Annotated in this window: 19 protein-coding genes; 7 read left to right on the plus strand and 12 right to left on the minus strand. The window is 53.4% G+C overall.

Features of this window, described 5'->3' with window-relative positions; genetic code table 11:
• Positions 1 to 216: 216 nt before the first annotated feature.
• The 5 genes from treR to NST69_RS21295 all read right to left on the minus strand — a co-directional run bounded on the left by treR (position 217) and on the right by NST69_RS21295 (position 7,413).
• Positions 217 to 936, minus strand: coding sequence for a trehalose operon repressor (treR, locus tag NST69_RS21275; protein ID WP_340979807.1), 720 nt, complete (start codon positions 934 to 936; stop codon positions 217 to 219).
• Between the two features lie 127 nt (positions 937 to 1,063).
• On the minus strand, positions 1,064 to 3,043 hold the full coding sequence (treP, locus tag NST69_RS21280; protein WP_342547052.1) for a PTS system trehalose-specific EIIBC component: 1,980 nt from the start codon (positions 3,041 to 3,043) through the stop codon (positions 1,064 to 1,066).
• 101 nt (positions 3,044 to 3,144) lie between these two features.
• Positions 3,145 to 4,869 carry an alpha,alpha-phosphotrehalase gene (gene treC / locus NST69_RS21285; RefSeq protein WP_342547053.1) on the minus strand — a complete coding sequence of 575 codons (1,725 nt, stop codon included), beginning with the start codon at positions 4,867 to 4,869 and terminating at the stop codon, positions 3,145 to 3,147.
• Positions 4,870 to 5,625: 756 nt separating this feature from the next.
• The gene (locus tag NST69_RS21290; protein ID WP_342547054.1) at positions 5,626 to 6,729 is read right to left on the minus strand and encodes a Gfo/Idh/MocA family oxidoreductase; all 1,104 of its coding nucleotides are present in this window, start codon (positions 6,727 to 6,729) and stop codon (positions 5,626 to 5,628) included.
• Between the two features lie 24 nt (positions 6,730 to 6,753).
• On the minus strand, positions 6,754 to 7,413 hold the full coding sequence (locus NST69_RS21295) for a ThuA domain-containing protein (RefSeq protein ID WP_342547055.1): 660 nt from the start codon (positions 7,411 to 7,413) through the stop codon (positions 6,754 to 6,756).
• A gap of 225 nt (positions 7,414 to 7,638) precedes the next feature.
• On the opposite strand from NST69_RS21295, the gene NST69_RS21300 reads away from it, so the two are divergent.
• The 3 genes from NST69_RS21300 to NST69_RS21310 all read left to right on the plus strand — a co-directional run bounded on the left by NST69_RS21300 (position 7,639) and on the right by NST69_RS21310 (position 11,475).
• Entirely contained in the window at positions 7,639 to 8,472 is an 834-nt protein-coding gene (locus NST69_RS21300) for an AraC family transcriptional regulator (protein ID WP_036731542.1), read from the plus strand.
• Between the two features lie 183 nt (positions 8,473 to 8,655).
• A complete protein-coding gene (locus NST69_RS21305) occupies positions 8,656 to 10,023 on the plus strand; it encodes a hypothetical protein (RefSeq protein WP_342547056.1) in 1,368 nt (455 codons plus the stop codon).
• A 252-nt stretch (positions 10,024 to 10,275) separates the two neighbouring features.
• Positions 10,276 to 11,475 (plus strand): MFS transporter, encoded by a 1,200-nt coding sequence (locus tag NST69_RS21310; protein ID WP_342550206.1) that lies wholly within the window; start codon positions 10,276 to 10,278, stop codon positions 11,473 to 11,475.
• A gap of 70 nt (positions 11,476 to 11,545) precedes the next feature.
• On the opposite strand, the gene NST69_RS21315 is transcribed toward NST69_RS21310, so the two are convergent.
• Complete coding sequence (locus NST69_RS21315) at positions 11,546 to 12,226, minus strand: GDSL-type esterase/lipase family protein (RefSeq protein WP_342547057.1); 681 nt, start codon at positions 12,224 to 12,226, stop codon at positions 11,546 to 11,548.
• A gap of 240 nt (positions 12,227 to 12,466) precedes the next feature.
• Between NST69_RS21315 and NST69_RS21320 the strand changes: the two genes are divergently transcribed.
• The 4 genes from NST69_RS21320 to NST69_RS21335 all read left to right on the plus strand — a co-directional run bounded on the left by NST69_RS21320 (position 12,467) and on the right by NST69_RS21335 (position 15,679).
• Entirely contained in the window at positions 12,467 to 13,150 is a 684-nt protein-coding gene (locus NST69_RS21320) for a pectate lyase (RefSeq protein ID WP_036731535.1), read from the plus strand.
• Positions 13,151 to 13,458: 308 nt separating this feature from the next.
• Entirely contained in the window at positions 13,459 to 14,232 is a 774-nt protein-coding gene (locus NST69_RS21325; protein WP_209871631.1) for an amino acid ABC transporter substrate-binding protein, read from the plus strand.
• Between the two features lie 28 nt (positions 14,233 to 14,260).
• The gene (locus tag NST69_RS21330; RefSeq protein ID WP_036731532.1) at positions 14,261 to 14,920 is read left to right on the plus strand and encodes an amino acid ABC transporter permease; all 660 of its coding nucleotides are present in this window, start codon (positions 14,261 to 14,263) and stop codon (positions 14,918 to 14,920) included.
• A gap of 15 nt (positions 14,921 to 14,935) precedes the next feature.
• Entirely contained in the window at positions 14,936 to 15,679 is a 744-nt protein-coding gene (locus NST69_RS21335; RefSeq protein WP_036731530.1) for an amino acid ABC transporter ATP-binding protein, read from the plus strand.
• A 516-nt stretch (positions 15,680 to 16,195) separates the two neighbouring features.
• On the opposite strand, the gene NST69_RS21340 is transcribed toward NST69_RS21335, so the two are convergent.
• From NST69_RS21340 to dcuS, 6 genes are all read right to left on the minus strand, one after another.
• Positions 16,196 to 17,344 (minus strand): AI-2E family transporter, encoded by a 1,149-nt coding sequence (locus NST69_RS21340; protein ID WP_081751381.1) that lies wholly within the window; start codon positions 17,342 to 17,344, stop codon positions 16,196 to 16,198.
• 205 nt (positions 17,345 to 17,549) lie between these two features.
• Entirely contained in the window at positions 17,550 to 18,614 is a 1,065-nt protein-coding gene (locus NST69_RS21345) for a suppressor of fused domain protein (RefSeq protein ID WP_036732071.1), read from the minus strand.
• A 175-nt stretch (positions 18,615 to 18,789) separates the two neighbouring features.
• Positions 18,790 to 19,974 (minus strand): malic enzyme-like NAD(P)-binding protein, encoded by a 1,185-nt coding sequence (locus tag NST69_RS21350; RefSeq protein ID WP_036731528.1) that lies wholly within the window; start codon positions 19,972 to 19,974, stop codon positions 18,790 to 18,792.
• 271 nt (positions 19,975 to 20,245) lie between these two features.
• Positions 20,246 to 21,604 (minus strand): 2-hydroxycarboxylate transporter family protein, encoded by a 1,359-nt coding sequence (locus NST69_RS21355; RefSeq protein ID WP_342547058.1) that lies wholly within the window; start codon positions 21,602 to 21,604, stop codon positions 20,246 to 20,248.
• A gap of 241 nt (positions 21,605 to 21,845) precedes the next feature.
• The gene (locus tag NST69_RS21360; protein ID WP_342547059.1) at positions 21,846 to 22,553 is read right to left on the minus strand and encodes a response regulator; all 708 of its coding nucleotides are present in this window, start codon (positions 22,551 to 22,553) and stop codon (positions 21,846 to 21,848) included.
• 45 nt (positions 22,554 to 22,598) lie between these two features.
• Positions 22,599 to 24,224: a DcuS/MalK family sensor histidine kinase gene (gene dcuS / locus NST69_RS21365; protein ID WP_342547060.1), complete on the minus strand. Its 1,626-nt coding sequence runs from the start codon at positions 24,222 to 24,224 to the stop codon at positions 22,599 to 22,601.
• Between the last annotated feature and the right edge of the window lie 64 nt (positions 24,225 to 24,288).

Genomic DNA, 24,288 nt, shown 5'->3' on the forward strand with positions numbered 1-24,288 from the left:
CTCACTCCATTCTTCATCATTGAAATGCAAGCCTATCCCTAATAAAAGCAAATCATTCTCACAAAATTCTCACAAATAATCGAAAATTGTCGACAATTCCTACAAAAAGTCATAAAAAAGAAGCAGAACGCACGTTTATACGTGAACGCCCTGCCTTATGGTGCTTCATATTCAGCTATTTCAGGAATGCTCCCTCGCCTGCCTGTGCCTGACCGTTCACCGCCTAACCCTTCTGGCAAAATCCACAAACTGAAATTTGTCCAGCCGGTGCCGGGACTCGGTATATTGAAACAGCACGGTATTCTCAAGATACACATAGTTGCGCACTACGACAATATGCGTATATTGCTTCAGGTCCAGCAGGCGCTGATCCTCCCCGGTTGAGGGCTCAACAGAAATCAGCTTTTTGGCATAACTGATCTTAAGACCCAGCTCAGACTCCAGGTATTCATAAATAGAGCCTTCTGCAATCTCCTTGCTCAGAAATGGGACGATATCTGAGCGGAAATAGTCTTTGTCCAGAATAATCCGTTCGGCTTCAATCTCTCTGGCGCGGATCACCTTCCACACCTGAGTCTCTTCGGCGATATGCAGTTGTCTGGCCAGCAGGGAGCCTGCCGGCTCCAGGACCGTCTCCTCTACCAGTGTCCGCGAGGTAACCCCGAGCGTCCCGGACATTTCCTGAAATGAAATCAGCCCGGTCACAGGAAAATCCATCCGCGTCATATCCAGCACGAACGAGCCTTTGCCTTTGATTTTGTTAATGTAGCCCTCACGGAACAGGAGATTCAGCGCCTTGCGCACCGTCTCCCGCGAAGTCTGGTAAGCCTCCGCCAGCTCACTCTCGGAGGGCAGCTTGGTTCCGGGCGCAAGCTGGCCGGAATGAATACGGTTGCTATATTCCGTATAGATCTGCAAAAATATATTCTCTCTCATCGATCATCACCGCCCTATATTGTAACACGCCCTGGCTGCAGGACAGAGTTTATAATTCTATAATTGTAGAAAACAGCCCCGCAGGGCTGTCCTCCATTCCTTATATTGTATGCCTGATCCGCTCAGCTCAACCCTTCAGATGAACCGTCAGAATACTTGTCTGCTTCGCCGTTGCCGGTCCGGTCTTCTCCTCAATCCGCTCCACCATATCCTGCCCTGCGGGGATAATGATTGGAGTGATTAATGGATATCCTGCGGCGCGGATGGCCTCCATATCGAATTCCAGCAAAAGCTCGCCAGCCTTCACTTTATCGCCGATATTGGCACGTGTGGTGAAGCCGCTGCCCTTCAGCGACACGGTGTTGATCCCGACATGGATCAGCACCTGGACTCCGCTGGCATGCTCCAGAATCAGCGCATGCTTGCTCTTAATCACATGTGCCACTGTAGCATCAAACGGAGCATACACCTTACCCTCGGCGGGTTCAATGGCAATCCCTTCACCCATCTGCTTCTCGGCAAATGCAGGATCAGGAACCTGCTCCAGCGGCACTGCCGTTCCGCTGAGCGGCGAGGCCAGCTCCAGAATATTCACCGGCTCCTGCGAGCCTTGAACGGAGCTGCGGCTGTTCAGTTCCCCGCTTTTGGACGCAGGCTTAGCATCCGTCAGATCTGTTGCCTCTGACGGGCTTTTCGCTGCACGCTGCACAACTGCCCGGCCATACAGCACCGTGGCAACAAACGGCACAATCAGTACGATCGCCATCCCGATGAAGAATACGCCCCACTGGTTAGGGAAGATCGACAGGAAGCCGGGAACTCCCCCTACACCAATGGAAGTGGCCCGGACCTGATTCACGGTCAGCAGCACTCCGGCCATCGCGGAGCCGATCATCCCGAAGATGAACGGGTAACGGTAGCGGATATTTACCCCGAAGATCGCCGGCTCGGTGACTCCAAGGAAAGCCGAGACGGAGGAGGTAACAGCCAGCCCCTTCGTCTTCTGTTCTCTAATCACGAACATCATAGCCAGTGCGGCCGCACCCTGGGCAATGTTGGAGAGCGCCAGCATCGGCCAGAGGAACGTGCCTCCTTCGCTGCCGATTAGCTGAACATCCACGGCCAGGAAGGTGTGATGCATGCCCGTAATGACCAGCAGCGAATAGAATCCGCCGTAGATTAAGCCGCCGAGGATGGCGAAATGATCGAAAACATAGATCAGTCCGGAGGTAATGGCATTCGCAATGCCGAACGTAACCGGTCCGATGATGGTGAAGGCCAGGAACCCTGTAATCAGCAGAGTCACGGGTGCGACCACGAGCAATTTGATCGAATCATGAACCCGCTTATCCAGGAATTTCTCAATACTGGCAAGAATATAGGCCGATACCAGGACCGGCAGGACCTGCCCCTGATAACCGATCCGCTCCAGATGCCAGCCGAACAGATTCCAGGTTGGAACCGTCCCTTCCGTAGAAGCGTTAGCATAGCTGTAAGCACTTAATAAGTCTGGATGAACCAGAATCAGACCCAGCACAATCCCGAGCAGCGGACTGCCCCCGAAGCGGGTCACGGCCGCCCAGCCGATCAGAGCCGGCAAGAAGGTAAACGCCGTGCTGGCAATCGTATTGATGATCGCCGCAATATCCTTCCACTGCGGATAGACATCCACCAGTGACTGGCTGAAGAAGATCCCCGGGCCGGTCAGCAGGTTATTGATCCCCAGCAACAGACCCGCAGTTACGATGGCCGGAAGAATGGGAATAAAAATATCGGCCAGCGTCTTGATCGCCCGCTGAAGCGGGTTCTGCTTGCGGGCAGCGGCTGATTTCACCTCATCCTTGGAGGAGCGGGAGCCGCCGGTCAGCTGAATCATCTCATCATAGACTTTATCTACCGTTCCCGGTCCGATAACAATCTGGAATTGTCCCTGGGAAGAAAATTGTCCCTTCACAAGGTCGTTGCGGTCCAGCGCCGCCGAATCCACCTTGCTCTCGTCATAGAGTGAGAACCTCAGCCGGGTAACACAATGCGTTGCAACCTCAATATTTTCCTTGCCTCCAACCGCCCGGACGATATCTTCAACATTTTTGCGGTCTATAGCCATATTGTCACTCCTCGCGTAGTTGATAAATGCTTACCAGTTGTTGCTTCTCTTAGCGGGCGTTGCTTCTATATTTAAGTACATTTCTTTAGGTCCAGCTTCCTTTAGTTCCGGCTGATCAGCCACAGGTATGAAGCATACGGACTAAGCTGAAGCTCTTGAGTCAGTGAGGGATGCTCATCCGTATTGGCAAGCAGAAGCCTGTCCTTCCCGGCTACATTTAAGTCCGCCCAGTGCTCCTCCGGGAACCGGAAGCGGACATCCTTGCCGCTGAAGTTCGAGATCACCACCAGCGCCTCGCCGTCCCCCATCCGTGCATAAGCAAACACCTCGGGATGTGCTTCGTCCAGTCTGCGGTAGATGCCGTCGGTGAAGACCGCATGCGCCTTGCGCAGAGCGATCAGCTTGCGGTAGTGATGGAAGATCGAATCCGGCCGCTCCCGCTCCTTCTGCACATTGATGTCCGGGTACCGCTCATCCACTTTTAGCCAAGGAGTTCCGGTGGTGAAGCCTGCATTCGCGCTTGTATCCCACTGCATCGGCGTACGGGAGTTGTCCCTTGAACGTTCTTGCAGGATAGCGAGAGCCTCCCCGGGGCTTACCCCCTGCTCACACAGAATCCGGTACATATTCAGCGACTCGATATCGCGGAATTCTTCAATACCCCGCCACTTGGGATTCGGCATCCCGATCTCTTCTCCCTGATAGACATACGGCGTGCCTTGAAGTCCATGCAGGGTGGTTGCCAGCAGCTTGGCGCTCTCCTCGCGGTACTTGTCATCGTCTGTGAACCGGGAGAGGGCGCGCGGCTGATCATGGTTATTGAAAAATAATGCGTTCCAGCCCCCGCCCTGCTGCATCCCGGTCTGCCACTCCGAGAACAGCCGTTTCAGCGCCTCGAAATCATAAGGCATCAGCTCCCATTTCCGGCCGTTTGGATAATCCACCTTCAGATGGTGGAAGTTGAACGTCATTGAGAATTCCCGCCGCTCAGGATTGGAGTAACGGATGCAATGTTCAAGTGTTGTAGAGGACATCTCACCGACCGTAACCAGCTCATGCGGGCCAAACACCTTATCGTACATCGCCCGGATGTATTCGTGGACCCGTGGACCGTCTGTATAGTACTTCCGCCCGTCTCCGGGCGGCACACTTCCGTCATCATCCGGGAAGCGCTGGTCCTTGGAGATCAGGTTAATCACATCCATGCGGAAGCCGTCCACACCCTTGCGGGCCCAGAACAGCATCATCTGGTTCACCGCGCTGCGGACCTGAGGGTTCTCCCAGTTCAAATCCGCCTGCGTCTTGTCAAAAAGAGTAAGATAATATTGGCCTGACGCCTCATCGAATTGCCAGGCGGGACCGCCGAATTTCGACTGCCAATTGTTCGGTACTCCCCCGCCTGGCGCCGGGTCTTTCCAGATATAATAATCGCGGTACGGATTATCCCTGCTGGAGATCGCCTGCTTGAACCACTCATGCTCTGTTGAGGTATGGTTCACTACGATATCCATCATCAGCTTCATTCCACGCCGGTGCAGCTCCGCTACCAGCTCGTCGAAGTCCTCCATCGTGCCGAATTCCGGGTTGATCCGCTCATAATCCGCTACATCGTAACCGTTATCATGGCCGGGCGAGACATAGACCGGCTGCAGCCAGACAATATCAATCCCCAGCTCCTGCAAATAATCCAGCTTCTCCGTCAGGCCTCTTATATCTCCTGTTCCGCTACCTGTCGTATCCTTGAAGCTCTTCGGATACACCTGATACACGGTGGACCGCCGCCACCATTCCGAATGCCGGGCTTGACTCAAAGTTAGCACCTCCATGTAGAATTTCTGTGTTGTCCTCAGCAAAAATCGCTTTATGGTCATTCATTACACTTGTATATACAAGATCAAACACCTCACACAGTGTAAACCTGTATATACAAGTTGTCAATATGTGCTGGCCTAGTAGATGATTTAACGGGTAATTTAGTAGTTGGAGTAGTAAATGGGTAGTGGGTAGATAGTCGGTAGATAGTCGGTGGGTGGGTGGGTGGGTGGGTAGGGTAGTTGATAGATAGTGGGTGCCGGGAAGCTCGCGGGTATAAGCAGTAGGTGGAAATTGTACATTTAAATTCCGTCAAATAGGCTTCGGAGGGCATTTAATTGGATAAACAGCATCTACTATGTTCCATTTCCCTGCCTCTGGACATTTCAGGCAGAATTAAATGTACTTTTTCCACTCGTTTTCCTACTTTTGTGATTCTGCGTTAAAGCAAGTGCCCTTTTTCCACTTGCTTCAAGCAGCAGCAACGGAGCGATGGCGCGACGAGGTGTACAGCAGTTTGCCCTTCCCCTTCTCCATTCGTCTACTTCTGGCGGCATTCGGCATAATGAGGAGCACTAGTGCTCCTCATTAGCATATTTAGCACGCGTCAGGTGAGATCGGGTGCACTCTCATAATTTCCCTAACAATAAAAAAACAGCGCCCCTCCCCGAATACCGGAGACAGGAACGCTGCCTATTACTAGTCCTCTTTACCTCACTGTACCTCTTTATACCTCTTTGAATCTCTCTGTATCTCTCTCTTACTATTAATTATTCCAAATATCCCTTAATCAGTCCCGGAGCCAGCGGCTTCGGCTGGTCGCAGGTGGTGGTCAGCTCCGCGTAGCGCTTAGTGTCTGAGCTGGTGTGGAAGGCGTGCATCATCTCCAGCACATGATTCGCCAGCTCGCCGTTCGCACGCGGAGTCTCTCCGGTCTCGATGCAGCGCGCCATATCCGCTACGCCGATGCCCCGGCTGTTCCCCTCATAGCTATGAACCACCGGAATTTCTTTGAACTCTGAGCTATGCGCTGGACGTAGGAGGATCGGGCCGCCGAAGGTGTTCGGATCCGGCACAATCAGGGTGCCCAGCGAGCCGTAGATCTCGATACGCGGCAACGTGCTGTGCCAGACATCGAAGCTGGTAATCATCGTTGCAACTGCTCCGCTGGCGAACTGGATCGTTCCGGCCACATGCGTAGGGACTTCAACCTCTACAACCTTGCCGAACTTCTTCTCACTGGTGATCGTCCGGGTAGGGAAAGAGGTCTTGGTCATGCCGCATACCGTAGTCGCCGGGCCCAGCAAGGATACCAGAGCCGTCAGATAATACGGCCCCATATCGAACATCGGGCCGCCGCCGGCCTGATAGTAGAATTCAGGGTCCGGGTGCCAGCTCTCATGACCATGGCAGAGCATGAAGGCCGTTGCCGCCACCGGCTCGCCGATATATCCGTCTGCAATCAGCTTGGCGCAGGTTTGCAGACCGCCTCCGAGGAAGGTGTCAGGAGCACAGCCGATGAACAGATTCTTTTCTTTTGCCAATGCGACCAGCTCGGTTCCGTTCTCAAGCGACAACGACAGCGGCTTCTCCACATAGACATGCTTGCCTGCGAGCAGCGCCTGCTTACACACCTCGAAGTGATAATTTGGCGTCGTCAGATTCACAACAATCTCAATCTCATCCGAAGCCAGCAGCTCCGCTGTTGTCCAGACATTCGGCACTCCGTACTGCTCTGCCGCCTGCTGCGCCCGCTCCAGATTCAGATCCGAACAGGCGTAGACCTCCGTATTCTTGAAGGTACCCGTCAAATTCTCAAAATAAATGCCGCTGATATTCCCGCAGCCAACAATCCCAATTTTAACTTTACGCACGCTGTATCCCACCTTGTCCTTCGTTTATTTAGCTGCCCACAAGAAGCCCCGGCGCATCAGTTCCTTGGCCTCCGGGATATCGAACACATCCGCATGATGTCCAAGCGCGTTATAGAATACCTTGCCCTGGCCCCATTTCTTCGTATAGACCACCGGCATCGTGATGACACCATTGGCCGAATGCTCGCCTTCACTCATGACAAAAGTAGTGGTAGCCAGTACATTCACTGCTGGATCGACATGCAGATAATACTGCTCAGACTTCACCATGAAGTCCTGCATGCCTTCTACAATAGGGCTGGAGCCGGATTTCACGATATTCACTTCATAATCCACCCCATCATTGAAGGGATGCGCCACCCATTGCGATCCGGTCAGAAATTGCCATTCCGTATTGGTCCGGAAGGAGTCGCACATCCCGCCGTGACAGCCAGCGATGCCTACGCCGGAAGCCACAGCCGCAACAACCGCCGAACACTGCTCCCCCTTGATTTCGCCCATGGTCCACACCGGTACAATCAGGTTCAGCGCCTTAAGCGCCTCCACATCATTGAAGCTGTCTAGCGTATCCGAGACTTCAACCTCGAAGCCTTCACTCGTAAGGATATCTGCAAAAAGAGCCCCTACCTCATTCGGTTCATGCCCGTCCCATCCACCTTTTACAATCAATGCCTTCTTTGCCATATCAACCTCTCCTTTTTGTCCTATTTATCCAAGTTTGGGTTATAGATTGATTCAGATCAGGTCTTCCTGAAGAAATTGTAATCCATTACGAGCCTTCTTGCTCGTCATTTTGCTTGTGGGAATGGTCATTTTTTGCTAAATTTAAGGTTGCATGATGCTGTTAGCAGCAAAATATTGAAACCGCTTCCTGACCATCGGCCGGGAATGTGGAGAACAGGAGTAAGCATGCGAGCTTTTCACGAGAACAGAACCTATCAATCCGCGTTTCCCTTCACGGCTTTTGTGAGTCACAATATAGATTTCCTGGCTCATTGGCATAACGATCTGGAGATTGTCTATGTGCTGGAGGGCTCCATCCGCATGGGGATCAACTCGGAGACGCGGCTCTTGAACTCCGGGGATCTGGCTGTATGCAGCAGCGGGGATATTCATTATTATGACAGCAAGAACAGCCAGTCCAAGCTGCTGATGATTATTTTCAATCCTTCGCTGATCGGGTTCCCCGCCGGCTGGCCGCTTAATATGCGGCTGACCTCCCCTTTTCTGGAGCAGCATCCGTCCGGCCCGGACGAAGCACGAATTCGCGGCCGCCTGCCCGCGATCATGCAGGAGCTGCTGCAGGAGCATCTTCAGAAGCCTCCACATCACGAGCAGCTGATGACCGGGCTGCTGCACGAGCTGTGTGCCCTGATTCTGCGGCAGCTGCCGCTGGATATCGTTAATCCCCACAAGGATAAGCGGCGCATTACGAACATGAAGATCATGCAGGAGGTGCTGGAATACCTGGACGTCCATTACATGCACCCCATCACGCTGGCCGACGCTGCCCGCCACGCTAACATGAGTCTGTTCTATTTCTCCCGCTTCTTCAAAAGCATCTCAGGCATGAGCTACGTCGCCTACCTGAATAGCATCCGCGTCAACCAGGCGGAGCGGCTGCTGCTTAATACGGACAAAAGTATCCTGGATATCGCGCTGGAATGCGGCTTCACCAATATCCGCACCTTCAACCGTGTGTTCAAGCAGGTCAAGCTGCGCACACCGAGCGAGCTGCGGTAGCTTGAAATATGCTAAAGAAAAAGTAACAGCCTGCACAGGAGAGTATCCTTGCGGGTTTTTTGCGGTTATATGGGGCTTCCTAAGTCCACACCAAACCAGTAAGTCTGAATATTACTATATTAATCATTAAGTGTGCTGCTGATGGAACGAAATTCAATTATACGGACAGGAAGTGATCAAGCAATGGCCTTTTTATCAACAGGACCGATCGAAAATAACCCGGTTAGCGGAGTGAGGCCTACTCAGCAGGTTACTGTTAAAATCGATAATCGCAGCGTGAGCTCGGCGTTCTCTGTATCTATTCAGGGGTATTATCTGAATGCGGGAACAAGGGTCTTGTACGTTAGCGAAGTTGTCCAGCTTGCAGCAAATCAAGTCATTACGAAGAATTATTATGCTGATTTTAATGGTTTTGAATTTATATTTGTTACATCTGATAGTGTGACTGAGTTGAGCAATGTCGTTCAAATTTCGGTGTGGGGCAAGAGTAGTACTGGTCAACTGGTCACCGCTCACCGCTTAGTATCTGAAGAACTGCTTGGAGAACATAACGGTGGAGGGACCACGGGGCCAACCGGAGTGACCGGACCTACCGGTCCAGGGGGAGGGGCTACGGGGCCAGCCGGAGTGACCGGACCTACGGGGCCTGGGGGAGGGGCAACGGGGCCAGCCGGAGTGACCGGACCTACCGGTCCAGGGGGAGGGACCACGGGGCCAACCGGAGTGACCGGACCTACCGGTCCAGGGGGAGGGGCCACGGGGCCAACCGGAGTGACCGGACCTACTGGTCCAGGGGGAGGAACCACGGGGCCAACCGGAGTGACCGGACCTACCGGTCCAGGGGGAGGGGCCACGGGGCCAACCGGAGTGACCGGACCTACTGGTCCAGGAGAAGGGGCAACAGGGCCGACCGGAGTCACCGGAGTCACCGGAGTCACTGGGGCTACCGGCCTTACCGGAGTCACCGGAGTCACCGGAGTCACTGGGGCTACCGGCCTTACCGGAGTCACCGGAAGCACCGGATTCACTGGGGCTACCGGCCTTACCGGCGCTACTGGCCTCACTGGGGCTACTGGAATCACAGGGCCGAATATATTGGCCACTCATGGACGATTTGTTCCGGTCAATAACACAGCAGTAACTAATGGCGTCCCGGTTAATATCCCGTTCAATACGGTATTTGCTCAGGGGATTACCCTTGGAGGTACCGGCGGTAACCAAAGTATAGTGATACCAGAAACAGGCATTTATTTTGTTGCCTACAACATTCGATTGTTTATTAGTGATACCTCTGCAAGTGCCGATATTATAACTGTTATACCTACTTTGAACGGTGCAATTACCCCCTTCCCCTCCTATCTGTATAAAGCTGCTGGAGGAACTACAGGCTCTGGCGGCCTGGCCCTGGCGGCCAGTGGTCTGATAAATGTAACTACGGCCAACACAGAGCTTATTTTCCCAGTCACGGCACAAGGGATTACGGGGTTAAACTTGCAAATCACAGGACAATCTGACACTTACAGTAATGTAAGCATATTTAGAATCTCTTAAATGTAGGGCTAAAAAATGAGCAAAGGCGGTTCAACCGGTCCAATTCCTCCAAATGCTCGTACACCGCAGGAAAGTTATCATCCCCTGCCTGTGCGGGCTTTCTTTATGTAGGGAGATTGAACAAGTAACCCTTGCCCTTTCACCGTAAAATAACTACAATACACGTATTCCAACACGCAATCTTCCAGGAGGCAATTTACCTTGAAAGCTCAGTCCCGCAACTCTGCAAGCAAACGCAATACCGTTTATATCATGCAACTTGTCACTATCTTCCTGGGCTTTGTCGTCTTTGGCATCTCGGAGAATATTAAAGGGCCCGCCATCCCGCGGATTCAGCTCGCCTTCAATCTGAATGAGGGGCAGCTCGGCACCCTGCTCTCGCTTAATGCGCTTGGCTATCTGATCGCCTGCTCGTTCACGGCTATTCTTGTCCGCAAATGGGGAATTAAGGCCGTTACTGTTATTTCGTTCGCCTCCATGGTCCTCTCAGGGGTGCTGATTTTCCTGTCGCACAGCTATCCAATGTTCGCCTCCTCCTACTTCCTGATGTATATCGGGAACGGGATGCTGGAGATCGGGCTGGCAATTCTGGGAGCACGGATTTTCGTCAAAAACACGGGAATGATGATGAACCTATCCCACTTCTTCTATGGCCTAAGCTCAACTGTAGCGCCGCTGCTGGCAACCGGGGTGATGTCGCTGAGTGTATTCGGTCATACGCTGGACTGGCGGGGGATGTATCTGGTCATGCTATCGCTCTGCCTGCTGCCGATTCTGTCGGCGCTGCGCAGCACGTTTCCCGGGGATGATCTGCCGAATGAGGACCGCACCTCCTTCCGTACCCTGACGCGCGATCCCGCGCTCTGGATGATGGTGATGATTCTGTCCTTCGGCGTGGTCTCAGAGCTGGCTGTGGGCGGCTGGCTGGTTAACTTTCTGGAAAAAGCCTACGCCTGGGATACCGTCCGCGCTTCCGGCTTACTGTCAGCCTTCTTCCTGCTATTCTCCCTGGGACGGCTCTTGCTGGGTGCACTGACAGACCGGATCGGCTTCGTGCTCTCGCTGATTATCTTCTCCTGCTTCTCGGCCATCTGCACCTTCGCCGCCCTGGCCGGCGGGGAGCGACTCGCCTTTCTGTTCGCCCTATCCGGGGCCGGGATCGCTATTATCTATCCTACCGTGATGGCTTTTATTGCCCGCCGTTACCCGAACGGAAGCGATACGGCTATTACCTTTGTGGTCACCCTAATGGGCCTCGGGAGCGTCATCGGCAACTATATTATCGGCTGGGTCATTGAGACCGTCAAAGGGATATACGGCAGCACTACCGAACTTGGCCTGCTCCGCGGTCTCCAGGCGGGGTACGGGTTCATCGGGCTGTGCGCAGCCGTCTGCTCCATATCGGGAATTGTGCTGTATGTGTATCTGAAGCGGCGGCGGGAATTGATCTGAGGGTTGTGAACAGCAAGAGCAGCGTCTCCCCGGCTACTGGAGGACCGCTGCTCTTGCTGCGTGTTGCTGCTTATAGATACTTTTTCAGATTATCAAGAACCACGGAGTACCCGTTCCCATACATATGAACTCCGTCCATCGTATACTCTTCCTTCAGATTCCCTTCAGCGTCCGTAAGTCCCTCATTCACATTAATGAACTCATACCCGTGCTTCCCGGCTAATTGTTCCACCGCGCTGTTCGCTTCCAATAAAGCCGCATTGGTTCTCGTTCTGAAGTAGTTCTCCCGCATCTCCTCATCCATTCCGGGGAACTCGGCCTTGGCATTCACCGGATAATACGCCATGACATACACCTTGCACTCCGGCAGCCTCTCTCTAATTCGGGTCAGAATCTCATTGTAATTCGCAAGCAGCTTCTCCAGCTTATACTCCCCGTCCGCTGAGCTGATGTCGTTGGTGCCGATATTAATGAACAGCTTCGAAGGCGCAAGCGCAAGCACGCATACCTCCAGCACTTCAAGCAATTCCCGGGTTACATAGCCTGCAATCCCGCGGTTATAGATCACCGTCTGCTTCTCCAGCGTCTGCTGTAATTCATTCACCGGAAAAAACTCCATCAGCGAGGAGCCCGCCAGAACGGTCTGCCCTTTTAGCGCCAAGGTATTCAGAATGCTGTACTTCTTCACCTTCTCTTCTTTCTCTCTCTGCCACTGAATCTCCATCATCTCGTCAAATTCTTCCTGGGTCATTCTATTCTCCTCCGCTTCTATTGCTCTATTATTCTACCATTGTTATCCTTTATCTCTCAGCTTGCAACCCTTGCCCAATTGTGTCGGAATTATGGAAATTGATATCCATGTAAGGTTTATGTTCTATGCACACGTGTTCTGAATAGGTTAGATATCGGGTGCAGTCAGAGGTGCACATCTGGCTGGAATGCCCGCAAGGGACCGGTGCGCCGGATCTCAATTCTACAGTTGAAGGGCGGAATGTTTTTGAAAAAGGTAGTTGGCTTGCTCCTGTCGGTTGCATTGTTGTCTTCGTTCTATGTTGCCAGTCCCCCCGAGGTATCAGCCGCATCGCCAATTGTGGTAAATTCGACGATTGTAGTGAAGGCCGGTGAGACGTATAACGGCAATGGCCAGACGTTCGTCGCCAATCCGAGCACGCTCGGAGACGGCAGCCAGGCAGAGAATCAGAAGCCCATCTTCCGGCTGGAAAAGAATGCTACACTCAAAAATGTAATTATCGGCGCTCCCGGCGCAGACGGGGTGCACTGTTACGGCAACGCTACCATCTCCAACGTAACCTGGCAGGATGTCGGCGAGGATGCCCTGACCCTGAAGGCCTCCGGCACCGTCAATATTACAGGCGGAGGTGCGTACAAAGCCTACGATAAAGTGTTTCAGGCGAACGCTGCGGGCACCATCAACATTAAGAATTTCAGAGCCGATGATATCGGCAAGCTGGCCCGCCAGAACGGCGGCACCTCCTATACGGTGAACTTCACACTGGACAACTCGGACATTTCGAACGTCAAGGATTCCATCTTCCGCACAGACAGCAGCAGCAGCGCAGCCCGGATTACCAATACCCGCTACCGCAATGTGCCCACCCTATTCAAGGGCTTTGCCTCGGGCAAGACCAGCCAATCGGGCAACACGCAATATTGAGATAAAATAAAGTCAGGGCAGCTAGTGTGAATCCACCCGTCTGATGCCCGCAACATACCGCCGTTAACAGTAACCGCCTTCATTTCCGGCTCTTCCGGGATGGAGGCGATTTCAGTATATACGGAGGATAAGCACACATGAACACAAGCATACACGGCGAGGCGGGATTAGATTTATTTTGGACACATCTGCCTCTATGAACTCTATCGACATAAGCTCACATGATATGCTATTATGATAGCCTGATAACGTATTAACGAACTAAAGCAGGCAGATGCGGCACGCAATCTACTAGGAGGATTAGAGAAATGAAGAAGCAAGGATTATGGATACTATTATTAATGGCGCTGGCTGTTGCTGTGCTGTCCGGCTGCTCCAGTTCAGGGAATAAGGACGGTAAGCTGGTGATCGGCATAGACGACAAGTTCGCCCCGATGGGCTTCCGGGATGATGACAATGAGCTTGTCGGCTTCGATATTGACTATGCGCGAGCGGCTGTCAAGAAGATGGGCAAGGAGGTTACCTTCCAGCCGATTGACTGGTCCGCCAAGGAATCCGAGCTGAACAGCGGCCGGATTGATATGATCTGGAACGGATACACCATCACGGACGAGCGCAAGGAGAAGGTGCTGTTCACCAAGCCTTATCTGGAGAATAGCCAGGTGGTAGTCGTGCTGGCGGGTTCATCGCTGTCTGCGCTTAAGGATCTGGCCGGCAAAGAAGTCGGATTGCAAAGCCTCTCCTCTGCCGCCGATGCCCTGGATGCCAGTCCGATCAAAGCCGAGCTTAAGGACGTGTCCGAATACCCCGACAATGTCCTGGCTCTGACAGACCTCAAGTCCGGCCGTGTGGATGGGGTAGTTATTGATGAGGTTGTCGCCAGATATTACATAGCCAAGGAGCCGGATACGTATAAGCTGATGGAAGAATCACTGGCTCCTGAGCAATATGGTATTGGAATCAAGAAGGGCAATGATGAACTGCTGACAGAGCTGCAGAAGGCGCTGGATGAGCTGAACAGTGACGGAACCGCCGCTGAGATCTCAACCAAGTGGTTCGGAGAGAACAAGGTATTGAACTAGATGCTATCGTTTAGGAGCCGGTTAAGCCATGGATATCGATTATATTATTAGAATTTCCGGACCGATGCTTGAAGGCGCCCGGACCACAGTGCTGCTGTTCCTGATTGTGATCGTGCTGTCCATTCCGCTCGGGATGGTGGTCACTCTGATGGCCAAAAGCACGCTAAAGCCGCTGGCCTGGATCGCACACGCTTATATTTACGTCATGCGCGGAACGCCGCTCTTGCTGCAATTGTTCTTCTTCTGCTTCGGCCTGCCGCAGATTCCCGTGATCGGGGAATATCTCGTTATGGACCGCTTTGTAGCGGCCAGCCTGGGCTTTATTCTCAATTACGGCGCTTATTTCGCCGAGATCTTCCGGGGCGGGCTGCTCTCGATCGATAAAGGCCAGCATGAGGCGGCCAAGGTTCTGGGCTTAAGCCGGTGGCAGACGCTGCGCAAGGTGATTCTCGCCCAGATGTTCCGAGTGGCGCTGCCTGCGGTCGCCAATGAATCCATTACGCTGGTTAAGGATACCGCTCTGCTGTATGCCGTGGCGGTGCCTGAGCTGCTGAATTTCGCCAAGACGGCGGTGAACCGTGATTTTACCGTCACTCCTTTTGTCGTTGCGGGCGTTATTTATCTGCTGATGACACTGGTGCTGACCTTGTTCTTCAAGCTGCTGGAGAAACGTTTCAAATTTGAGTAGAAGGGCTGTTTGGCTATGAGTAGCATGATTGAAGTACGTCAATTGAAGAAAGACTTCGGCAGCCTCAGTGTGCTGAACCAGATAAGCTTTGACGTGAAGCCCGGCGAAGTCGTTGCGGTGATCGGGCCCTCGGGCTCCGGCAAAAGCACCATGCTGCGCAGTCTCGTACATCTGGAGGAGGTCACCGGAGGCAGCATCTCGATCTGCGGGAAAGTGCTTGTTGAGGATGGACGCTACGCCAGTACGGCGAATATTAGAGACATCACCTCAAGTATGGGGATGGTGTTCCAGCATTTTAATCTTTTTCCGCATCTCAGTGTGCGGGACAACCTGGAGCTTGCCCCGCGCACGCTGAAGCGGGAGAGTGTGCAGCAGATTACGGCCAAGAGCCGGGAGCTGCTCTCGAAGGTAGGCCTGGCTGACAAAGCAGACGTCTATCCCTCCACACTGTCGGGCGGGCAGAAGCAGCGGGTCGCCATCGCCAGAGCGATGATGCTCAGCCCGGACATTCTCCTGTTCGACGAACCAACCTCGGCGCTTGATCCCGAATTGACCGGCGAGGTGCTGCGTGTCATCCGCCAGCTCGCCGAGGAGAACATGACGATGATGATCGTCACCCATGAGATGAGCTTCGCCCGCGATGTCGCCGACCGCGTCTTCTTCATGGACAACGGGGACATTGCCGAATCCGGCACACCGGAGGAGATCTTCGGCAGCCCGAAGCTGGAGCGGACGCGGACGTTTTTGATGCGGGAGTAGGTATAGTGGATACTTATAAGTTTAAGAAAACATCGAAGTAGCTGATTACATTACAAACGAATATAACAAAACAAACACACCGGAAATCATGTTATGGATTGATTTCCGGTGTGTTTGTTTTAATCTATATACCTAATCTGATAGTGGGACGAGGATCAAGCTAAGCTCAGAACGCAGCAGAGGAAGCAAGTGGATTTAGTCCATCTAATTTTGCGCTACAGACACACTTTCCAAGATTAGTTGGATAAAGAACACTTGTTGGAGCCGACTTTAGGCGAATCCTTATATATTGGAATATTAGATGTACTTTTTCCAACTGCTTCCCTGTAACAGTCCACTCCACGTGAAATAAGTGCCTATTTTCCACCTCTCACCCAAATCTTCCATTACTCTGCCCCAACCTCACCCTTGTTCACTCTCACTTCATCCAAGCTCACCCTTGCTTCGTCCAACCTCGCAATTTCTATGGACCCCCTACGCGCTAATCGGTCCTTAATCTGCCTTTTTCAATTCCGTTTACTCCCCCGCATCCGCAGGCGGCGCCGTGTCCCCGGGCATCGGCTCTACCGGTCCCATCGGCGCTGCCGGCTCCTCATCCCAGCGCCTGCGGATGAACAGCTGATACAGCTTGACGATGATGATCTTGAGCATCATGTAGACCGGAATAATAACCAGGATGCCGATGATTCCGCCGAAATCGCCGCCGGCCAGGACGAGAATGATGGTGGTCAGCGGGTGGATATCCATACTTTTGCCGAAGATATAAGGGGCCACCAGGTTATCCTGAATCTGCTGCGCAACGAGCACGACCACAATCGACCAGACCGCCGTAGACGGGGACTCAATCAGACCGATGATGAAGATTGGCACGGTAGACAGAATGGCTCCGATAAAAGGGATAAAGTTCATCAGCACCGCCACCAGCGTCAGCAGCAGTGCATACGGCAGGCCGATGAACAGGAACCCGATGTACATGAGCACGCCGAGCGCCAGATTGACCAGCACTCTGCCGACGATGAAGCTGCCCATCACGTTATCAATCTCGGCAACCACCCCCGCGCCTTCCTCGTGATAGCGTCTCGGGAAGAAGCTCACGAGCTTATCGCCGAACTTCCCACCCTCCTTCAGCATGTAGAACAGCAGGATCGGGAAGGTGAACAGCACAATTGCAAAATTAGAGACAAAGGAGAACAGCCCGGACACATAGCCCGTTGCCAGCGAGAAGCCTGTATTCAAATAGCCCATCAATTGGCTGGACAGGTTCATATTCTCGGGAATCAGTCCCGACAGCAGCTCAGTGTTCTCCAGCTTACTTAGCTGCTCCCCCACTGCTCTCAGCACACCCGGCATATTGTTGACCAGGTTCAGCAGCTGACTTTGCAGCGATGGCCAGACGCCTACCGTGAAGCCCAGCAGCAGAACAGCAATGACCAGATAGACCAGCAGGATCGCCAGCGTCCGCTTCAATTTGCGCGAGGACAGGAAGTCGATCAGGGGCCGAAGCAGATAATAGAAGAATACGGCCAGCATTAACGGCACCATCACAACATTGAACAACGAGATAACAGGGGTAAAAATAAAGTCTACCAGTGAGCCGACATAGATAATGCCCAGCACCAGCAGCACGGCAATACACACGCGGATAAACAAATTCAATTTGGCCATAGTGGGCTCCCGTTCCGTTATTTTGAACAGCGTTTCTTGTTCACTTAAATATAGCCGGGGTTTCTTAATTCAGACTAAACCAAGTCTAAAGATAAGCTAAAGATTTGGTCTCCAGGCCGGAATACGGCTATGTTTAATTTCGTCATGAAACGGCTCTGAGATAGACGGGTATGATTTGCCGAAAAGAAAGCTGCCGTCCGCGCGGTTAGCCGATAGTTTCGACCACATTGCCTTCCTGGTCTTTGATGTAGGTCTTGCGGATCTGCACCTTCAACTCCTTGGCGGCAGACAGCCGGAGCTCCCCTTCCTTAGGCTGGAGCTTCTCTTCCAATTCCAGGACCACCTCTTCCGTCAAGCCGATGCGGACACAATCCTCGTTGACCACAGTCCCGTTAACGGGTTTCAACTCCAGCATCACCTGCAGCTTCTTGCTGGTCAGCGTCAGCGGCTTCCCCTTCAGCAGACGGCCGCGCAGCAGCTTGGCTATAGTCGGTGCCTGCCGTGCGCCTATGGTCAGGACAGCAGGTGCTGCACTGAACAGGCGGCTTGTACCCGGCTCATAATCCAGTTCATCCACATACAGAATGCCCGTCTGGGAACCGTCACGGTCGATACCCTGACGCACCGCTTCCTGAATGGCCGGAAGCCGGAGCAGCGAATCCCGGGCAAGATCGGTGATGTAGAGAGGGAGCACCTCCTGACTGGCCTCCAGGAAGGCGTTGGTATTCCAGGACATCATCGCTTCCAGCTCATCCGCTGTGATTCCTACCATCTGCAAGAATTCTACACGGCCGTTCGGCGTCTCCACAGCCGGAAGCTCCGGGTCATCGGTGAACGCCAGCGCTGTCAGCTGAGTATCCGCCCCCAGGCAAATCGGGCCATTGGCATCCAGGTGATGGCCGGAAGCAAAGATATTTCCGCTGGAGAATACATATCTGGCCATGTTCTGCAGCAGATTGATCGCCCAGGCTGGAGGATCCTGCTCGCCTGCACTACGCGCCAGACGGAAGGTCAGCTCGAAGCCGTAGCCGCTGTATTCAAGGTCTTCAGACTCCTTCTCGAACAGCTCGGTGAAGCCGAAGGTTACGAAATGCCAATGCGGATAAGGCTGCTCGGCAGCATAAGCGCTGATTCCGTTCAGCGGGTCATTGCCTCCCAGGCTATACGGCAGCATTGCCGCATAATGCTTCGGCTCCTGTTGCCCGTACAGTCTCTTCATCTGATCTTCAATGGCATCCCAGCCGATAGCTTCCACTTCTTGCTCACTCATCTTGTTCCCTCCAGGTTCATATTTATGTACAGCCGGAATTCCCATATCCGGCCCAGAATCTCCCGTTCATTACCCCAATTCCATCATCACAAACCCTAAACCATATAAATTCCGCAAAAAACGGCAAGCTCATCTGACGAGCTTGCCGTTTGGTGTATCTTCATTAATATAGGTATCAGTTAATGCCGACCAGCAGGTCCTTGCGGGCTACGCCGCTCTTAGCTGCCGCTTCAGCTACAGCCATGCGGATTCTCTCTACTACACGCGGATCGAAGGCGTCCGGGATGATATATTTCTCATGCAGCTCAGACGGGTCAATCACTGAGGAGATCGCCTCTGCTGCCGCCAGCTTCATATCTTCATTGATATCCGTAGCTTCACAATCCAGCGCGCCTCTGAATATCCCCGGGAAGCACAGCACATTGTTAATCTGGTTCGGATAGTCGGAACGGCCGGTCGCCATGACTCTTACATGCGGCGCAGCAATGGCAGGATCAATCTCCGGCATCGGGTTCGCCATGGCGAACACAATCGGGTCTGTGGCCATGTTCAGCACATCTTCCAGCTTCAGCACGTCCGGTGCAGAGACTCCGATGAAGACATCTGCGCCTTTGATCACATCGGACAGACTTCCGGTTTCAAGATAAGGGTTCGTAATCCGGGCGTAATCGCTCCAGTGGCTGCGTTCATAATCCGCCAGCCGGTTAATCGCGCCCTCCCGGTCCACGCCGATCAGGTTGACCGCTCCGGCATGCAGCAGCATTTTGGAGACGGAGATGCCGGCTGCACCTATGCCATTGACTACGATTTTGACATCCTTAATATCCTTGCCGCATACCTTGAGCGCATTCAGCAGTCCGGCTGTCACGACAATTGCCGTACCATGCTGATCATCATGGAAGACGGGAATGTCCAGCTCGGCTCTTAGTCTGGCTTCAATCTCGAAGCAGCGCGGAGAGGAGATGTCCTCCAGGTTAATGCCGCCGAACGTCGGGGCAAGCGCTTTTACAATCGCAATAATCTCTTCGGTATTCTTGGTGTCCAGGCATATCGGCACGGCGTCGACGTCTGCGAATTGCTTGAATAGCGCCGCTTTGCCCTCCATGACCGGCATGGCCGCCTTCGGCCCGATATCGCCAAGACCAAGTACAGCCGTACCATCGGATATGACAGCTACGGTATTCTTCTTCGTGGTTAGCTCGTAAGCCTGGGACTGATCGTCGGCAATCGCCTGACAGACCTTCGCCACACCCGGCGTGTAGACTTTGGACAGGTCGTCTTTGCACAGAATCGGATGCTTCAGAGTAGTTTCGAGCTTACCGCCTTTATGCAGCAGCATAATTTCTTCTAATAGTTCCATGAATAACTCCTCCATTCAACTGGTTAACCGTTTGCTTGCATCTATTCTCAGATCTTACTATATATAGCGGATATACCTGCATCCGGAACCGTACCAGACCCGTATGCAGGCCCGTCAACTCTGCATTTCATATACTCCCTTAGTCATTCTCCGCGATAATTATCGGATTGGCAAGATAAAAGCTGACACCTGAAAATTGTCCACGATTTAGACACGATTGGATGCGATTTCATGTGATTCAGACGTCTCTTCTACGGATTGAGTCCCCTGATCAGCCGCCCCAGACGGAGATGAGCAGCGTGGCTACAACTACTGTAATCGCTCCGCCGATACGGGTGGAGATCTGTGCGAACGGCATCAGCTCCATGCGTCCCGAGGCAGACAGAATGGCTACATCGCCTGTTCCGCCAAGGCCGCCGCGGCAGCCGGTAACAATGGCCGCTTCAACCGGATACATATTGACCCATTTGCCGGTAAAATAGCCGGTGATCGTCATCGCCACGATAACGGTAGCGCAGACAATAATATAAGGAAGCGAGATCAGGGCGGCGACATCCTTCAGCGGAATGTACAGCATACCGAGGCCGACCATAAGCGGCCAGGTCAAAGTGCCGGAGACCAGCTTGTAGAGCTGATATGCGCCCTGCTCGATTTTGGACGGGAGCAGCTTGGAAATCTTCAATAAGGCCGCTGCGAAGATCATCAGAATCGGACCCGGAATGCCGACAAACGGCGACAGCAGATGTCCGGTGATGAACAATCCGCAGGCGAACAGCAGGCCCGCGCCCATCAGCAGGAAGTCCGGCTTCACGCTGTCATACGTGCTGCCCGCCAGCTTCTGGCCGTCCTTCGATTTCACCAGGACACCGTTCCCGGTGATGGACGGATTTTTGTCAGCCATCCGCTTGAGCAGTCCCGCTCCGATAATCGCAAACACGTTGCCGATCACCGCCGCCGGAATCATCTGGGCCACATAGGAGCCGGATTCCCCGCCGAGGATCTGCGAGAACGCGATGGACAGCGGGAGAATCCCTTCACCGACGCCGCCGCCGATAATCGGAACGATGATGTAGAACAACGTCCGGTGTGCGCTATAACCGAGCAGCATCCCTACACCCAGGCCCGCAGCCACTGCGGCGAGGGTTCCGGCCATCATCGGAATGAAGATGCGGATGAAGCCGTTAATCAGCGTGGTCCGGTTCATCCCGGTAATACTTCCGGCTACCAGAATCGAGATGTACAGGTAGAGGAAGTTCGATGTCTTCATCAGCGTGTTGACCGATTCGAGCACCGAAGGATCAAGCACATTCCAGAATACCAGGAAGGATGGGATCATTAGTGAGAGGATCGCGGGACCGCCGATATTCTTGAGAATCGGAAGCTTGAAGCCCAGATCACTGAGCAGCACCCCCAGTACAATAATTACTGCAAAGCCGCCGATCATGTCGTTGGGCAGTTCACCAAGCACAGAAGCCGCAAAAATAATGAGTGCAAATAGCACATACAATGGGAGCGGAATAACGCCTACCTTTAAGTGCAGAACCTTCTGGACGAAACCCTGTTCTCCTTGCTTCAGTACAACAGGCTGCTGTTCCGGTACCGAAAGCGGGGGTTGAATTGCTTTTTGCATGTTAACCTTACCTCCTTAACTCTTTTACAAATTCATCATAGCTGCTTTGAAAGCGCTTTTGTTTTTATGAAAGTAATAAAGGGGTTTTGTAAATTATTAAAGTAAGCGCTATCAGGAATGGGCTGGGAACGGGGGATTTATCCCTTTCATTTCAGCTCCCAGCCCACTTCCAATGTCTGCGCAACACAAAAAGCCCCGCCGCAGGTTGCGCGGCAGGAGCTCCAGGATTAGTTAGTTATACTCAAATATACTTAGTAATCAATCCCTTGCCGTTCGGAGCGAGCCGGTATTTCTGCACCGGACGGCCGATGCTGCCGTAGACGAGGTCCATCTCCAGCACGCCCATCTCCGTCAGCCCGACCAGGTATTTGCCGGTGGAGACCCGGGAGATTCCGGATACAGCCGAAATGTCCTCCGCCGAGAATAAGTCACAGCCGCAGGCCTCGACGGCCCGCCAGATCGTCTGCAGGGTCTGACGGGTGAAGCCCTTCGCCAGTTCCTGCGAGGTCGTCCGTTCCTGCTTGAACCGGGACAGCCTGTCCAGCTCCGATTGGTTCAGCCGGTCCTGGCTGCGGAACAGCCGGTTCTGCTCCCGGTACCCGTTCAGTGCGGCCCGGAGCCTGGAGAACTCGAAAGGCTTGATCAGATAATCCACCGCTCCGTTCTGGAGCGCTTCGCGGATGCTCTCCTTGTCGCTCGCCGCCGAGATGACGATCACATCAATCTTAATGCCCCTGTGCCGGATCTCGGCCAGCAGCTCCAGCCCGTTGCTGTCCTTCATGTAAATATCCAGCAGAATCAGGTCATACGGCTGCTCCTCCAGCCGCTCCAGCGCTTCGGAGGCAGAGCTGGCCCAGCCCTGGGCACGGAAGCCCTCTACCTGCTCCAAATAAAACTTGTTCATCTCCGATACCATCGGGTCATCTTCAACGATCAGTACTTTTATCATAATTGGGTCTCAACCCTCTTCATCAGTTATCCACACTCTTCATAGTTAATCATCAGTCTTCATCTGGTTATCATCATGCTTCGCAAGATAAGGCAACCGTATAGTAAAATCGGTTCCTTGATCCGCCCGGCTCTGGTAGTCAATCGTCCCGCCCAGCTTGGCTACACTCCGCTTCACCAGATACAGCCCGACGCCCCGGTCTTTGCCTTTGGTCGAGTAGCCCTGTTCATACAGATGATTCCCATCCTCCGCAGAGATGCCGGGGCCGTTGTCGCTAATCTTCAGGGTAAGCAGATTGTCCTTATGGCAGAATCCGATCTCTATCAGCTTATTGTCCGCCCCTTGCAAGGCCTCTAGCGCATTGTCCAGCAGATTGCCGAATATCGTGACCAGCTCCCGTGCGGTCTCATGATCCGCAGCTTCCGGCAGCACACCGTCGTCCAGAATAACCAGCCGCACATCGGCCTCTCTGATTCTGCTCAGCTTGCCCAGCAGGAAGCCGACCATCACCGGGTCTTTGACCTGTCTGACCACGGAGTCCGCCTCCGTCCGGATGTTCTGCACAATATCGGTCAGATATTCTTCCAGCCGGTCGTATCTGCGCATCGTATTCAGCCCCATAATGACATGCAGCTTGTTCATGAATTCATGGGTCTGGGCACGCAGTGCTTCTGCATACAGGGAGATTCCTGAGAGTCGCTCCATCAAAATACTGATTTCGGTCTTGTCCCGGAACGTGGCTATGGCCCCCTCAATCACTCCGTTCACCTTGACCGGAACCACATTCACCAGCAGCGTAATACCGCTCTGCTCCACTTCCTTATCCTGCAAGGCTTCCCCGGTCTCCAGCACCTTCTCCATCCGCAGCAGCGGCCAGAACTGCCCAGCCTGCCTGCCTACCGGTTCCTGGTTCAAGCCGACACTGCCCATCAGTCTGCGGGCCTCGGCATTCACCAGGGTAATCCGCGAGTCCTTGTCGACGGCCAGAATCCCTTCTTTGGTCGATTGCAGCATGGCGCTGCGCTCCTCCAGCAATTTGGCAATCTCGCCCGGCTCCATGCCGAACATCATCCGCTTGAATTTACGGGCGAGCAGGATGGCACCGAATATCCCCATCAGCCCGCCGACCAGGATGCCCGAGTAGATAATCCAGCGGTTCTGCTGAACGGCGGAACGGACGCTGCCAAGCGATATGCCTACCGCTACTGCTCCAACCTGCTTGCCGTCAGAGGCGAAGATCGGTGAGAACGCTCTCACTGAATAACCGAGCGAGCCTTCAGCCACGGATATGGTCTCCTTGCCATGCAGTGCATCGGTCTCATCCCCGCCCATGAAATGCTTGCCGATCAGGGCCGGATCAGGATGGGAACGGCGAATGCCTCCCATATCCATCACCACCACGAATTGAACGTCATTAATGGCGCTGATATCGGTTGCATAACGCTGGATGCTGCCGGAATCGGATTCTGCAAGCAGCCCGTCAACCACCCCCGGCGTGCGGGAGACCGTCCGGGCAATAGTGATGGCCTTGTTCTCCAGAGAAGCCCGGGCTTCTTCGGAGAATCTCATGCCGAACATCACATACACAATCAGCAGCACCAGCACGACGATCAGGCAGATCATCAGGGTGATGGTGGTCTGAAGGCGTAATCTTTTTGTACCAATTCTCACATTGCTCCACCTTCAGGAAATTTTTCTCGATTATAACGCAAAAGCCTTCAAAGCGCGACAGTCA

Origin of the sequence: Paenibacillus sp. FSL P2-0089 (assembly GCF_038595095.1) — a bacterium.
GTDB lineage: Bacteria > Bacillota > Bacilli > Paenibacillales > Paenibacillaceae > Paenibacillus_AQ > Paenibacillus_AQ silagei.